A 14,446-nucleotide genomic window follows, 5' to 3' on the forward strand; every position below is an offset into this window, starting at 1 on the left:
AGGGAGATGTATTTGCGGATAATAAGCTGCCGTTTCTGAAAACACGGAGGATCTTCATCCAGATTTATGCTCATAGAAAGAGTCTTAAAGTCGCGCTGGGAAACATTTTTTATATCAAATTTCAAAAAAGTGATTGACGTCATCTAATTTTACACGTATCATAACATTAATTTTACAGAATAGAAGATATGTGAATGTCTTTGCAACTAATTGACCATTGGTATATTTTCTGAACTGTAAGGGGAGTCATGATTTCACCGTCGTCAAGCTTTCGCTTTGTCATTATGTATGGATAATTTCTAAATTATCCTGAGAAATGATAAGCACCATTATTTTGAAGGAGGATTAAGCATGAAGAAAAGAATGTCGCTGCTGCTGGTAATGCTGTTGATGGCTGTTTCTGTATTGGCTGCATGCTCCGGCGGCAACAGTGCTGAAGAGTCAGGGGACACTGGAACACAGCAAGAGGCGCCTGCTAACAACGAAGGGGAAAACACAGAGGAACCTTCCGAAGGCGAAGAAGAAAGCTATGGTTATTTCGAAGCAGAAGATCCATCCAAGAACCCGACTACCGCTACAGATCGTACAGATACGCTGATCATCGGTATGACTTCTCCAAAAGGGGTATTCAACCCTTACTTCTGGCAAACGGCGTATGACAAGTACGTTGTAAACACCATCTTTGACACTTTCCTGGAAGTTTCCGGTGACGGTACTTACACAGAGAGCCTGGCAGAGAGCGTGGACGTTTCCGAGGACGGCCTGAAGTACACCTTCAAGCTGAAGCCAGGTGTAACGTACACTGATGGCACGCCAATGACCGTAAACGACTATGTATTCGCAATGAAGATTATGCTTGATCCAGCTTACGATGGTGAGTCCGACATGATGTCTATGAAAATTGTGGGCTCCAAGGAATATAAAGAAGGAGATGCTACTGAAATCTCCGGTATTAAAGTCATTGACGATCTGACTGTAGAAGTTACTGTAGAAGAAGCTACAGCGTTGACTCGTGACTACCTGGGTGATGTTGCCCTGATTCCTCAGCACTACTATGGCAAGGACTTCAAAAAAGGCGACATGGATTCCCTGAAAACTCTGCATGACAAGCCACTGGGCAGCGGTCCTTACATTATGACCAAGTTCTCCCCAGGACAAGAGGTTGTATTCGAAGCGAACGAGAACTACTTCAAAGGCGCTCCGAAGATCAAGAACCTGGTTTACAAAACAACAACAGATGAAACTATGCTTCCAATGCTGCAGTCCGGTGAAATCGACATGGACATGATCACAGTAAGTGAAGATAACGTAGAAGAAGTGAAGACCATGGGCTTCCTGGATCTGAACATCTTCCCTACGAACGGTTACGGCTATGTAGCATTTAACCACAATGTAGAGAAGTTCCAAGACCAAAAGGTTCGTCAAGCTCTGATGTACGGTCTAAACCGTGCAGAGATCGTTGAAAGCATCTACGGCATTTATGCCAACCCGCTGAACATTCCGGAATCCAGCGTCTCTTGGGCTTTCACTGATGAGAACGTAGAAACTTATGATTTCGATCCGGAAAAAGCGAAAGAATTGCTTGCAGAAGCAGGCTGGGCTGCAGGTGCAGACGGCGTCCTGGAGAAAGACGGACAGAAATTCACCATCGACTTCTCTGCAACAGCAGACAACCCGGTTGTAGAAGCACTGCTTCCAATCATGACTGCAAACTATCAAGACCTGGGCATCGAAATCAAAGCAGAAACGCTGGACTTCAATGCCATCATGGATAAGAAAGACCAAGGTAACTTTGAAATGTTCTTCGCAGCATGGGGACTGACTCCAGATCCGGACAACACCGTTTATATTACAGATGGTGCACAGAACGATACTGGATACTCCAATGCTACAGTGGATGAGCTGATGCAAAAAGGTAAAATGGAGCTTGGCGGTCCTGAAGCACGCGCTGAGATCTACAAGCAAATGTACCAAGAAATGAACAAGGATCTTCCGAACCTGTTCCTGTATCAAAGACGTGATGGCTGGGCGATCAATAGCCGTGTAAACGGTCTGGACATTACCGCCTATAAGGATTTCCCTTACAGCCTGTATCAAGCAACACTTGAATAATAACATCTAGGAAGGATATGCTCAGTCCGCGAGGACTGAGCATATCCACTTATATGCCGGGAGGAAAGATTATGAAGCAGTATATCATCCGGAGGCTGCTGCAGATGATCCCGACACTGATCGGGATTTCCATACTTGTCTTCGCCATATCCGCTATGGTGCCAGGCGACTATATTACTGCAAAGAACAGTCCGAGTATGACGGCTGAGAAAAAAGCCGAGCTTCGGGCTATTTATGGTTTGGATAAGCCGCCGGTTGAGCGTTATTTCACCTGGGCCGGAAACATGGCAACAGGAAACTTTGGAGACTCACTCCAGCACAAACAGCCTGTAACAAAAGTCATTGATAACTATGTATGGAACTCATTCATTATTGCATTTGCCAGCTTGGTGTTAAGCTGGATCTTGGCTATATTTGCCGGGGTGTTCTCGGCTAGATTTCAGTACTCCTTTTTTGATAAAGTTGTAACGCTGCTAGTCTTCTTATTTATGTCTCTACCATCCTTCTTTATCGGTCTTCTGCTCATTAAGGTGTTCTCGCTGGAACTGGGCTGGTTCCCTGTCGGCGGAATGACAACGGCCGGCTCCAAAGCGACGGGCTTCGGGTATATTTGGGACGTTGTTGAGCATGCCTTCCTGCCGGTTCTGGTATTGACGATGCTTAGTACAGGAAGCTTGACCCGGTATTTCCGGACAAGCATGCTGGAGGTTATTCGTCAGGACTACATCCGTACCGCGCGCGCGAAAGGCTTAAAGGAACGGACAGTGATATTCAAGCATGCGCTGCGTAATGCCATGCTGCCTGCAATTACGCTGATGGGCTTCGAGCTGCCTGCATTGTTTGGCGGTGCGATTATTCTGGAGAGAGTCTTCGTATGGCCGGGTATTGGCCAGGTTTATCTGGAATCTATCAACGTGCGTGACTATCCGTTCATGCTGGGCTTCACCATCTTTTTGGCCGTGCTGACATTGATCGGAAACCTGATTTCCGATGTATTGTATGGCGCCGCAGACCCAAGAATCCGTTTAAAGTAGGAGGAGATTATTTTGTCCCTGGAGGCTGCACCTCTTGATACGAAAACCCAAGTCCCTGTAAAGCAGCCGGATTCTCCGTGGAGAATTGCGTTTCGCCGTTTTGCGCGCAATCGTTTGGCTGTGATTGGACTTTTGATATTAGTGTTTATGTTTCTGTTCAGCTTCGTGGGACCGTGGTTCTCACCCTATGAGCTGAATGATTATAACGTCAAGAACAAGAACCTGGCACCTAATGCCGAGCACTGGCTCGGTACAGACAAGCTGGGCCGGGATATCCTGCTGCGCCTGATGCTGGCAGGCAGAATCTCTCTGACCGTAGGCTTGGTAGCGACGGGGATCTCCATCCTCATCGGCGCTACACTGGGCGCACTGGCTGGCTTCTATCGCAAGCTGGCGGACACCGTGATCATGCGTCTTGCGGATATTTTTATGGCGCTTCCATCGCTCCCGATCCTGATTATCCTGGGTGCGATTCTGTCTGACCTGAAGGTAGACCCGGCTGACCGGATCTACTTCCTGATGCTGATTCTCGGTATTCTGGGCTGGACGACGATTGCCCGCCTCGTGCGCGGACAAATTTTGACCCTGCGGGAGCAGGAATTCATGCAGGCGACAGAAGCGCTCGGTCTGCGGGACCGCCGGAAGATCTTCCGTCATTTGATGCCGAATACAATTCCGATTATTATCGTTACAGCTACACTGGGTGTCGCGGGGGCCATTATTTCCGAATCGGCGCTCAGCTTCCTGGGTATTGGCGTGGTACCTCCGACGCCGTCATGGGGAAATATGATCTCGGCTGCCAACAGCCTGATTGATTTCCGCAAAAGACCTTGGCTTTGGATTCCGCCCGGTATGTGTATCCTCATTACCGTGGTGGCGATCAACCTGATCGGTGACGGTCTCCGTGACGCTCTGGATCCAAAAATGAAGAAGTAGGAGATGCGCTCATGGCAAAAGATTTAGTAGAATTTCGCAATTTAAAAACGCATTTTCATACATCTGCGGGCACTGTCAAAGCCGTTGACGATGTCAGCTTCAAGATACGAGAAGGCGAAACCGTATGTGTGGTCGGTGAATCCGGCTGCGGCAAAAGTGTAACGGCCATGTCACTGATGCGGCTGATTGATACACCGCCAACGGGTGGAGAAATCCTGTTCGAAGGCAAAGACCTTCTGAAATTAAATAAAAGTGATATGAGCCAGATTCGCGGGAACGAGATTGCGATGATCTTTCAGGAGCCGATGACGTCCCTGAATCCCGTGCTTACGATCGGGGAGCAGATCATTGAACCGATCATGCTGCATGAGCTGGTGAGCAAGAAAGAAGCTCGCACTCGTGCCATCGAGCTTATCAACCTGGTCGGCATTCCGCGTCCGGAGAAGATCTATGAGTCCTATCCGCATGAGCTGAGCGGCGGTATGAGACAGCGGATCATGATCGCGATTGCGCTGAGCTGTAATCCGAAGCTTCTCATCGCGGATGAGCCGACAACGGCTCTTGACGTGACGATTCAAGCTCAGATTTTGGATCTGATGCGTGATATCAAGAAGAAATTCAACACATCCATTATGCTGATTACGCATGACCTGGGTGTTGTGGCCGAAATGGCAGACTACGTGGTAGTTATGTATGCCGGCAAGGTCATTGAGCAGGCACCGGTGATCGAGCTGTTCCAGAATCCGAAGCATCCGTACACCAAGGGTCTTCTGAAGGCTAAGCCGATAATTAACCAGCGCCAGGAGCGCTTGTACTCCATTCCGGGCTCCGTACCGAATCCGGTCGATCTTGGCAACAACTGCCACTTCCATGACCGCTGCGAGTTCTGCATGAATATTTGCGTGGAGAAGGAGCCGCCGCTCGGTACAGACCCTAATGGTCATAAAGTCGCCTGCTGGCTGTATGAAGAGGAGGGGAAAGCACAATGAGTGAAGTACTGCTCGAGGTCGATCATCTTAAAAAATACTTCCCCATCCACGGCGGCGTGTTTCAGCGTAAAGTCGGTGACGTAAAAGCCGTTGATGACGTCAGCTTCTCGATTCGCAAGGGCGAATCCTTCGGCCTGGTTGGCGAATCCGGCTGCGGCAAGAGCACCATCGGGCGGACGATTCTTCGCCTGCTGGAGAAGACGGAAGGCAAGGTCATTTTTGACGGCAAAGATCTGCACAGCCTGTCGAAGGAACAAATGCGCGAGATGCGTACGAAGATGCAGATCGTATTTCAGGATCCGTTCAGTTCCCTTAACCCGAGAATCAAGGTCGGGGAAGCGATTGGCGAGGCGCTGCTGGACCACAAGCTGGTTAGCCGCAAGGACCTGAAGGCGAAGGTCATTGAGACCCTGCAAATTTGCGGACTGGCCGATTATCACTACGACCGGTTCCCGCATGAATTCTCCGGTGGTCAGCGTCAGCGGATCGGGATTGCCCGTGCGCTTATTATGAACCCGGAATTTATCGTAGCGGACGAGCCGGTATCTGCGCTGGACGTATCCATCCAGGCACAGATTATTAACCTGCTCAGTGATCTGCAGCGCGATAAGCAGCTCACGTATCTGTTTATCTCTCACGATCTCAGCGTGGTAGAGCATCTGTGTGACCGGATCGGCGTTATGTATTTGGGCTCTATGGTGGAAATGGCGAGCAAGGATGAGCTGTTCCGCAATCCGCTGCACCCGTACACCAAAGCGCTGCTGTCAGCGATTCCGGTGCCGGATCCCACTTTGAAGCGGGAACGCATCGTGCTGAAAGGCGATATCCCGAGCCCGGCGAACCCGCCGTCCGGCTGCAAGTTCCACACCCGCTGTCCGCTGGCGTCGGACATTTGCAAACAGCAGGTGCCGGAATACCGGAACATGGGCGACGATCACTTTGTAGCCTGCCATTTTGCATAAATATATTCATAGGTTTTGAGAGCAGCGGCGAATCCTCGCCGCTGTTTTTTGTGTTCTGGCAGCGCCCATGCTCCTGCTGTCCAAAAAAACTTTAAAAAAATGTGAAAAAAAGAAGACCAAAACCGCTTTTCAACCGTCTATATAGTATGGAGGGTTACGCGATGAGGAAAAAGTGGTTTTGGGTTGTGATGATGATGTTGATTGCTTTCCCGGCAGGCTCACTGATGCTCGCCGGTGCCGATTCCGGCAAACGGCCACAGACGCAGGCTAAGGCCGTCGTACTGCTGGATCTGCAGAGCGGCCGGATATTGTATAGCCATAATCAGAATGCTCCACTGCCTTCAGCGAGCATGCCGAAGCTGATGACACAGCTGCTCGTGCTCGATGGCGTCCGTTCAGGTGTTATTCACTGGGAGGACAAGGTAAAGGTCAGCCTGGCAGCGAGTCAGTCCCAGGGCAACCGCCTGCGGCTTCAAGCCGGTGAGGTCGTGACGGTGCAGGAGCTGTTTCAAGGCGTCGCGTTCTACTCTGCCGAGGATGCAGCAATGGCTCTGGCGGAGCATATGTCTGGCACGGAGAAGGATTTTGTTCACCTAATGAATCAGCGCTCCCGGGAGCTGGGATTATCGCCGCAAACGGTATTTTATCCATCCGCACAGGCACAGCAGAAGCACCCCGGCAAGGACGGAAGTAAGCCGGCTGCAAGCAGCACCCGAATGACTGCGGCAGATACAGCCCTTTTGGCGGCTCATCTCATTACGCAGTACCCCGAAATTCTGGACACCTCAAGCCAGACCCAGATCATGATCGCGGGCAAGGACTTATATTTAAGCAGCAACAACTGGATGCTTCCATCCATGGCCGGTCCCTATGCCTATGAAGGAACAGACGGACTGAAGGCCGGCTACTCAGAGCAGGCGGGGTATTGCTTTACAGGCACAGCCCAGAGAGGCGGCACCCGCCTGATCGCTGTCGTGCTCGGTACGGGCAGCAGGGAGCAGCGGTTTGAAGAGACGCGGAGGCTGTTTGATTATGGCTTCAGCAAGAATATGACACTGCAAGAGCGGCTGAACGACTGGCTCCATCCGGAGAAGGCGACGGTTGCTCTTTTTTAATCTATGGCAGGTACGTAATTGTGGATGAATTATGGAAGTTTTACCGATCCCTTCACAGGAAGACTCAACATCGTTTACAATAAAAGTGATGCCCCGGCGGATGGTCTTGCAGCCTGCAATGAACACGCCGGTCATGATGCGTCATCAGGGCGCATATTCGTTTAATGAATGAAAGGAGGCGGCGAAAGAGTAGCTTCCGCAAACATGGAAATCAGTCAGCCCCAAGCTATTATTTTATAAAAAAAGAAGGAATATAACTCATGAAGAGGAAAATGATATATATCACCCTGGCCGCAGTTATGCTGCTCGGCGGGCTGGCGTTTCTGTTTCGCTCCCAACTGACCGTGCTGGCTTTTGACCTGTTCATGGCTGATAAGGTGGAGAACTCGCTGCAGCACTCATACAAGCCGCTGCAGAGCGAGCAGGCCCCGGAGCCGGCGGTGCTGCAAAGCGAGCCGTTCAGCGTCATGCTGCTGGGAAGCGATCAGCGGGAGGATGAGCCGGCACGCTCCGACACGATGATTATGGCGGTGGTACGTCCGAAGGAATCGAATATATTGCTGATCTCGGTCCCGCGGGATACGTATGTGGAAATGGTCGGCCGCGGACATAAAGACAAGATCACGCATGCCTTTGCCTTTGGCGGCCATCAGATGGCGCTGGACACGATGGAAGCATTTCTGGATGAGGACATTAATTATTATGCATCGATTAACTTTCAGGGCTTGAAGGACGTCATTGACGCTATGGGCGGCGTGGAGCTGCCGATTGGCAAGGACATTGTGAACAAAGGCTGGAATCACGACAAGTTCACGATCAAGGCGAATCAGCCTGTCTATTACGGAGAGGATGCGCTCAATTACGTGCGCTACCGTGAGGATAGTGATTACAACCGGACGAAGCGGCAGCAGGTATTCCTCGATGCCGTAGCCAAGCGGCTGAAGGAGCTGGATCAGATCAGCAGAGTGCCGGAGTATATCGAGGTTATGGGAGAGAACTTCCAGACGGATATGCAGCCTAAATTTATGGTGGACCTGGCGAAGCAGCTCATGGCTGGCGGCAAGCCGGAAATGACGACAATGACGATTATGGGTGAAGGTGTGCGCTATGGCGGCGTTTTTTATAATGAAGCTTATGAAGAGGATGTTCAGCTTGCCAAGGATATGATCGACAACTGGATGAACCCGGACACGCCGGAGTCCCAGCTCATGAAGCCGGAAGCAGAAGTCGAGGAACAGTCTCAGCAGCAGAACACTGTAGAAGCGGAAGAATAATGAAGCAGGCCGGATCATACGGACTGATATAGTGCAGGATGAGTTAAATCAGCAGTCCGGATTGTCTGGCTGCTGATTTTGTGTCCTGTAAGCCGATATGTGTTGGAGAAGGATTTCAATAATAAAGCGCTTGCAAATTCACGCCATACGGTGGCGTACGGTCGCATAGATTGAAAAAAGAGCGACGGCGGACATCTGAACAAGAGCGTCCGTGTTTAGAAGGAGGATTCAGGAATTATGAATATCGCGTTTTTTTTGCTGCCGAAGCAGGAGGTTGTCTGCCTGACTTGGGATTCCACGCTGCGGCAAACGCTGGAGCGGATGGAGTACCACCGATATACGGCGGTGCCGATTCTGGATAAGGACGGACAGTATGCGGGGACAGTGACGGAGGGAGATCTGCTGTGGTACATGAAAAACTCGGATGGCCAGATCACGTTTGAGAATTCCTCCCGATTCTCGCTGCGAGACGTTCCACTGCGGATGGAGATCAAGCCGGTCTCGATCGAGGCGAATATGGAGGATCTGATCAACCTGGCGAAGGTGCAGAACTTTGTACCGGTAGTGGATGATATGAACCGCTTTATCGGCATCGTCCGCCGCAGCCAGGTCATTGAATATTGTGAAAAATTCGTTTCAAGGGAGCCTGCCGCTGAATCCAGCGGGGCCTCGTCCTGAAGACCATGAGCCAAGAATCGGGCCTGCGACCGCACTTTGAAATTCAAGCGGCGCAGGCTCGTGCTGTATGTTCGAGACTGCTGCTCCCCGCTCGCTTGGTGTGGGGAAGGCGCTTTTATGCTATAATCAGCAATAAAGCTTTTTCACGGGAGAGATGAGGCTTGCCAAAGGATTTGGATGTTGCCAAGAGAGCCAAGGTCATTGAGTGGCTGAAGACGGAGGTCGTTGACAATGTGTCCCGGCTGTTCAAGGCCTTGTGGGAAGGAAGCACCGGTAAGGTTGGGGATAGTCTGGCCAGCCTCATGATGAGCTCTTACATACTGGGGCGCAGACTGGGAATGTCCTACAAGGATTTGGATGGGCTCCTACTTGAAAAGCTAAAAAAACACCAGCAGGAAGGCCATCAGCTGGAGGACTGGTATCAGGATATTTCAGCACTCCAAGAACATTTGCGTAAGAGGTGAACCTATTGAAACAGCGCTTTGCGCCTGCAGTCTGGAGCATCATTTATTTACTCTTGCTGCTGTCGTTACTTACACCGTTTTCCATGGTAACTGCATTTCTGCTCGTTGTGCCGGTTGCCGTTCTATTCGCTGCACTGCCTCTAAAATTATTCGTGCTCCACATCGTGCCGGTCTGGCTCGCAGTGGCTTTGATTCACCCGATTTTTCTAGTTATGGCTGCGTTCTTCCTGGTTCCGGGCGTCATTATGGGACAGCTGTACCGTAAGCAGGAGCCGGCGATGAAGGTGCTTCGCTACGGCCTTGCGGCGCTGCTGCTGGAGCTGGTGCTGCTGTTAGTAGTCGGAACGGCGTTTTTCCAGCTGGATGTGAACCAGTATGTAGATGAGATCGTCACCATGACCACGCAGCCTCTGGAGGATATGGGCAGCAGCGGCGCTTTGACTGGAGGCCTGACTTGGACCGCCGAGCAGAGCGAAGCCATCAGCCGCATGACCCAGATGATGCTGCCGTTTGCCATGATTCTCAGCTCGCTTCTGATTGTTGCTATTACGCATGCGATCGCTCGCCCGGTGCTGAACCGGATGGGGGTTTCGGTACCGGCGCTGAAGCGTGCCAAGGACTGGAGACTGCCGCGCTCGCTGATCTGGTATTACCTTCTGGTCGTCATTCTGGATTTTGCGAGTCAGGATTCGGACAGCCGGTTCCTGGAGGTCATTGTCGTTAACGCCACGCCGCTGCTGCAGCTGTGCTTTATGATTCAGGCGCTGGGCTTCTTCTTCTTTCTGGCCGATAACCGGAAATGGCATCCGATCCTGCCGATCCTGTCAGCCATTCCGATTGTTCTGTTCCCGCCGATGCAGATTATCGGCATTCTGGATCTGGTGTTTCCGCTGCGCCAGGCATTTAGTAAAAACAAAAGATAGGGTGATCAGTCATGCCTAAATTTCTACAGAAACGCTGGCACGGCTATTATACCGTCTGGGCGTTTGCTCTGGTCCTTTTGCTCGTGATTTTCATATCGGCTTATAATACCTGGCTGGGCTTGATCGGCCTGTTCCTTTCCCTGGCCAGCGGCTACGGCATGCTGAAGGCGGAGATGAAGGCGCGGCGGGATCTGGTGGAATACATCGGAGATTTATCCTTTCGCATCCGCAGGGTGGAAGGGGAGGCTGTAAGCTCCCTTCCCTTTGGCATTATCCTTTATAGTGAGGACAAGACGGTAGAATGGAGCAATCAGTTCGTCGGGGGGATGTTTCCGCACCGCAATCTGGTCGGAATGCCGCTTGCAGAGCTGTTTCCGGAGCTGGTGGATACGCTGCGCGAGAAAAAGGAATCCAAGGAAGGCCTGCCCAAGGAGGTTCGGCTGGAGCTGTCGCATGATGAGGAATACTATGGCGCTACTGTCATACCGGACGAGCGGCTGATTTACCTGGATGAAATTACGGAGCTTGTGAATCTGCGTCAGACCTATGAAGAGGAACGGCTCGCCATCGGGATTATGATGATGGATAACGTGGATGAGGCCAGTCAGGGCATGGATGATCAGCAGCGGACCGCGCTGCTCGCCAGAGTTAGCAGTCAGGTCACGGATTGGGCGCGTGAGTTCAATGTGTATCTCCGGCGGCTCTCCTCCGAGCGGTTTCTCATGATGCTGAACAAGCGGTCTTTGGATGCGCTGGAGAACAGCCGGTTCGTGATCCTGGATGAGGTGCGGGAAATGACCGCGGATCTGAAGGTGCCGCTGACGCTGAGCGTCGGGCTGGCTTTTGGCGCCGATGATGTCACAGAGCTGGGTCAGCTGGCGCAGTCCAGTCTGGATATGGCGCTGGGGCGCGGCGGCGATCAGGCCGCGGTAAAAGCAGGTCAGCGCCTGTCCTTCTACGGCGGCAAATCGAACGCCGTGGAGAAGCGGACCCGGGTGCGCGCCCGAGTCATCTCACACGCGCTTCGCGATTTGATGCAGGAGAGCGACCGCGTCATTATTATGGGCCACAAGCTGCCGGATATGGACGTGATCGGAGCGTCCATCGGGGTGCTGAAGGCGGCGCAGCTGTACAATGTGGAGGCGCATATCGTGCTGGAGGGTCTGAATCCTGCCGTGCAGCGCATTATGAACGAGGTGCGCAAGGAGGAGAAGCTCTCCGGACGCTTTATTTCTCCGGAGCAGGCGCTGCAGCTGCTGACGCCGCACTCCCTGCTGGTGGTGGTAGACACTCATAAAGCGTCCATGACGATGGAGCCGCGCCTTGTGAAGCAGGCGAGCCGGGTCGTTGTCATCGACCATCACCGGCGGGGCGAGGAATTTATAAACGATGCCGTACTGGTCTACCTTGAGCCTTACGCCTCCTCGGCCTGTGAGCTCGTGACCGAGGTGCTGCAGTATATTCATGAGCGGGTGTCCCTGACGCCGCTGGAGGCGACCGTGCTGCTGGCCGGCATTACCGTGGATACGAAGCATTATTCGCTGCATACAGGCTCGCGGACCTTTGAGGCCGCCGGGTTCCTGCGGCGCCACGGAGCGGACACCGCTTTGATTCAACGGGTGTTAAAAGAAGATTTGACAGAATTTATCGCTAAGGCAGAGATCATCAAACATGCTAGAATGGTATATGGACATATCGCGCTCGCCGTGACGCATTCCGGGCAGCAGATTTCACAGCTGCTTATTGCCCAGGCCGCCGATATGCTGCTGAATATGACCGATGTCCAGGCTTCCTTTGTCATTAGCGAGCGGACCGACGGACGGATTGGCATCAGCGCCCGGTCGATGGGACGCATGAACGTACAGATGGTGATGGAGCGGCTGGGCGGCGGCGGCCATCTCACCAATGCAGCGGTACAGCTGGATACAACGCTGGAGCAGGCAGAGGTGCAGTTGATGGACGTGCTGGCTGATATTGAAGCGAAAGAGGGGTTATTTGAATGAAGGTTATTTTTATAAAAGATATGAAGGGCCAAGGCAAGAAAGGCGAAGTGAAGGAAGTATCTGAAGGGTATGCAACGAATTTCCTGTTTCCACGCGGTGTGGCGCGTCCGGCGACGGACGGCAACATGAAGACGCTAGAGCAGCAGAACCTGTCCGAGGAGAAGCGCAAGCAGCAGGAGAAGGACGAGGCGGCAGCACTCGGCAAGAAGCTGGAGGATATGACGATTGTGCTGAAGGCGAAATCCGGGGAAGGCGGCCGCTTGTTCGGCGCAATTACGAGCAAGCAGATTGCAGAGGCGCTGGCAGCCCAGAAGCTGAAAATTGACAAGCGCAAGATTGAGCTAAGCGATCCCATCCGGACATTGGGCGTTACCCAGGTACCGGTGAAGCTTCACCCTGAGGTGAAGGCGACCCTCAAAGTACAGATTACGGAGGAATAATGAGCGGAGAAGCTTATTTCGATCGGGTGCCTCCCCAGAATCTGGAAGCAGAGCAGGCGGTGCTCGGCGCGGTGCTGCTGCAAAGTGAAGCGCTCATCACCGCGATGGAGCGGGTTCAGAGTGAGGACTTCTACGACAAGTCGCACCAGATGATCTATGAGGTCATGGTGCAGCTGGGCGAGGAAGGCCAGCCGATCGACCTGGTGACCCTCACCTCCAGGCTGCAGGATAAAGGGCAGCTGGAGGAGATCGGCGGCGTCAGCTATTTGGCGAAGCTGGCACACGGGGTACCCACCGCTGCGAACGTAGATTACTACGCCCAGATGATTGAGGAGAAGTCGATGCTGCGGCGGTTGATCCGCACGGCGACTCAGATCGTCAGCGAGGGCTATACCGGCGGGGAAGATGTGTCGGGCATGCTGAGCGAGGCGGAGCGCCGCATTCTCGAAATTTCCAACCGCAAGTCGGGCAGCGGCTTTATTGCCATCCGGGATGTGCTGATGGAAGTGTTCGAGAAGGTAGAGACGCTTCACCAGAATCGCGGGAATACGACCGGCATTCCATCCGGGTTCGTGGATCTGGACAAGATGACGAGCGGCTTTCAGCGAAACGACCTTATTATCGTCGCTGCGCGGCCGTCCGTCGGCAAGACTGCCTTTGCGCTGAACATTGCGCAGAATGTCGCCATTCGTGCCAAAGAGACCGTCGCCATCTTTAGTCTGGAGATGTCTGCACCGCAGCTGGTGCAGCGGATGATCTGCGCCGAGGCGAACCTGGATGCGGGCGTCATGCGGAATGGAGATTTCAAGGGCGATGAGGACTGGTCGAAGCTGACGATGGGCATTGCAGCCTTGTCGGAGGCGGAGATTTATATCGATGATACACCAGGGGTAACGGTGGCGGATATCCGCGCCAAGTGCCGCCGCCTGAAGAAGGAAAAAGGGCTAGGCATGATTCTGATCGACTACCTGCAGCTGATTCACGGCCGCGGCAAGGCCGGAGAGAACCGCCAGCAGGAGGTATCTGAAATTTCCCGTACACTGAAGCAGATTGCGCGGGAGCTGGAGGTTCCGGTCATTGCCCTCTCCCAGCTCAGCCGGGGTGTCGAGCAGCGGCAGGACAAGCGTCCGATGATGAGTGATCTGCGGGAATCCGGCTCCATCGAGCAGGATGCCGACATTGTCGCCTTCCTGTACCGGGATGATTACTACAATCAGGAGACCGAGAAAAAGAACATTATCGAGATTATTATCGCCAAGCAGCGTAACGGCCCGGTCGGCACGGTCGAGCTCGTGTTCCTCAAAAATTTCAACAAGTTCGTCAATTATGAGCGCACGCATGCCGACGCCTTTGCAGCCGGATAGCGGCCTGTCCCAATTCCGAACAATCGTACATGTAAATGTGCGATTGTTCGTTTTTGATTTGACATAAAAAAAAGAGGCTGTTACACTGGTATTGCTGCCCAAGGGCGGCAGATCTGCGGCAGGTTGAATACGGTCCAAAGAGACCGGCTGCT

The 14,446-nt window shown here is 52.6% G+C and carries 13 protein-coding genes; all 13 read left to right on the forward strand.

What is annotated here, in order from left to right; genetic code table 11:
• The first annotated feature begins 351 nt into the window (after positions 1-351).
• Positions 352-2,112 (forward strand): ABC transporter substrate-binding protein, encoded by a 1,761-nt coding sequence (locus JJQ72_RS11005; RefSeq protein WP_208203699.1) that lies wholly within the window; start codon positions 352-354, stop codon positions 2,110-2,112.
• Positions 2,113-2,183: 71 nt separating this feature from the next.
• Entirely contained in the window at positions 2,184-3,146 is a 963-nt protein-coding gene (locus tag JJQ72_RS11010) for an ABC transporter permease (protein ID WP_138227524.1), read from the forward strand.
• 12 nt (positions 3,147-3,158) lie between these two features.
• Positions 3,159-4,082, forward strand: a complete 924-nt coding sequence (gene opp4C, locus JJQ72_RS11015) for an oligopeptide ABC transporter permease (RefSeq protein WP_208203700.1) — start codon at positions 3,159-3,161, stop codon at positions 4,080-4,082.
• 11 nt (positions 4,083-4,093) lie between these two features.
• On the forward strand, positions 4,094-5,071 hold the full coding sequence (locus JJQ72_RS11020) for an ABC transporter ATP-binding protein (protein ID WP_138227522.1): 978 nt from the start codon (positions 4,094-4,096) through the stop codon (positions 5,069-5,071).
• Positions 5,068-6,033, forward strand: coding sequence for an ABC transporter ATP-binding protein (locus JJQ72_RS11025; RefSeq protein ID WP_138227521.1), 966 nt, complete (start codon positions 5,068-5,070; stop codon positions 6,031-6,033). Before JJQ72_RS11020 ends, JJQ72_RS11025 begins: the two co-directional genes overlap by 4 nt.
• A gap of 161 nt (positions 6,034-6,194) precedes the next feature.
• A complete protein-coding gene (locus JJQ72_RS11030) occupies positions 6,195-7,148 on the forward strand; it encodes a D-alanyl-D-alanine carboxypeptidase family protein (protein ID WP_208203701.1) in 954 nt (317 codons plus the stop codon).
• A 260-nt stretch (positions 7,149-7,408) separates the two neighbouring features.
• The gene (locus tag JJQ72_RS11035) at positions 7,409-8,422 is read left to right on the forward strand and encodes an LCP family protein (RefSeq protein ID WP_208203702.1); all 1,014 of its coding nucleotides are present in this window, start codon (positions 7,409-7,411) and stop codon (positions 8,420-8,422) included.
• A gap of 237 nt (positions 8,423-8,659) precedes the next feature.
• Positions 8,660-9,100, forward strand: a complete 441-nt coding sequence (locus tag JJQ72_RS11040; protein WP_138227518.1) for a CBS domain-containing protein — start codon at positions 8,660-8,662, stop codon at positions 9,098-9,100.
• Positions 9,101-9,261: 161 nt separating this feature from the next.
• A complete protein-coding gene (locus tag JJQ72_RS11045) occupies positions 9,262-9,564 on the forward strand; it encodes a MazG-like family protein (RefSeq protein ID WP_138227517.1) in 303 nt (100 codons plus the stop codon).
• Positions 9,561-10,487, forward strand: a complete 927-nt coding sequence (locus tag JJQ72_RS11050; protein ID WP_347880745.1) for a DUF2232 domain-containing protein — start codon at positions 9,561-9,563, stop codon at positions 10,485-10,487. The genes JJQ72_RS11045 and JJQ72_RS11050 overlap by 4 nt, the downstream gene beginning before the upstream one ends.
• 11 nt (positions 10,488-10,498) lie before the next feature.
• A complete protein-coding gene (locus JJQ72_RS11055; protein ID WP_138227515.1) occupies positions 10,499-12,490 on the forward strand; it encodes a DHH family phosphoesterase in 1,992 nt (663 codons plus the stop codon).
• A complete protein-coding gene (rplI, locus tag JJQ72_RS11060; RefSeq protein ID WP_138227514.1) occupies positions 12,487-12,930 on the forward strand; it encodes a 50S ribosomal protein L9 in 444 nt (147 codons plus the stop codon). Before JJQ72_RS11055 ends, rplI begins: the two co-directional genes overlap by 4 nt.
• Positions 12,930-14,294: a replicative DNA helicase gene (dnaB, locus tag JJQ72_RS11065; protein ID WP_138227513.1), complete on the forward strand. Its 1,365-nt coding sequence runs from the start codon at positions 12,930-12,932 to the stop codon at positions 14,292-14,294. The genes rplI and dnaB overlap by 1 nt, the downstream gene beginning before the upstream one ends.
• The last annotated feature ends 152 nt before the right edge of the window (positions 14,295-14,446 follow it).

Origin of the sequence: Paenibacillus sp. F411 (assembly GCF_017582705.1) — a bacterium.
Taxonomy (GTDB): Bacteria; Bacillota; Bacilli; order Paenibacillales; family Paenibacillaceae; genus Paenibacillus_AQ; species Paenibacillus_AQ algicola.

What these genes read in the sequence shown, in the direction of transcription:
- JJQ72_RS11025 (WP_138227521.1), top strand. Translation starts at nt 5,068, where the DNA reads ATGAGTGAAGTACTGCTCGAGGTCGATCATCTTAAAAAATACTTCCCC.
- JJQ72_RS11030 (WP_208203701.1), top strand. Translation starts at nt 6,195, where the DNA reads ATGAGGAAAAAGTGGTTTTGGGTTGTGATGATGATGTTGATTGCTTTC.
- rplI (WP_138227514.1), top strand. Translation starts at nt 12,487, where the DNA reads ATGAAGGTTATTTTTATAAAAGATATGAAGGGCCAAGGCAAGAAAGGC.
- dnaB (WP_138227513.1), top strand. Translation starts at nt 12,930, where the DNA reads ATGAGCGGAGAAGCTTATTTCGATCGGGTGCCTCCCCAGAATCTGGAA.
- JJQ72_RS11040 (WP_138227518.1), top strand. Translation starts at nt 8,660, where the DNA reads ATGAATATCGCGTTTTTTTTGCTGCCGAAGCAGGAGGTTGTCTGCCTG.
- JJQ72_RS11055 (WP_138227515.1), top strand. Translation starts at nt 10,499, where the DNA reads ATGCCTAAATTTCTACAGAAACGCTGGCACGGCTATTATACCGTCTGG.
- JJQ72_RS11005 (WP_208203699.1), top strand. Translation starts at nt 352, where the DNA reads ATGAAGAAAAGAATGTCGCTGCTGCTGGTAATGCTGTTGATGGCTGTT.
- JJQ72_RS11010 (WP_138227524.1), top strand. Translation starts at nt 2,184, where the DNA reads ATGAAGCAGTATATCATCCGGAGGCTGCTGCAGATGATCCCGACACTG.
- JJQ72_RS11035 (WP_208203702.1), top strand. Translation starts at nt 7,409, where the DNA reads ATGAAGAGGAAAATGATATATATCACCCTGGCCGCAGTTATGCTGCTC.
- JJQ72_RS11020 (WP_138227522.1), top strand. Translation starts at nt 4,094, where the DNA reads ATGGCAAAAGATTTAGTAGAATTTCGCAATTTAAAAACGCATTTTCAT.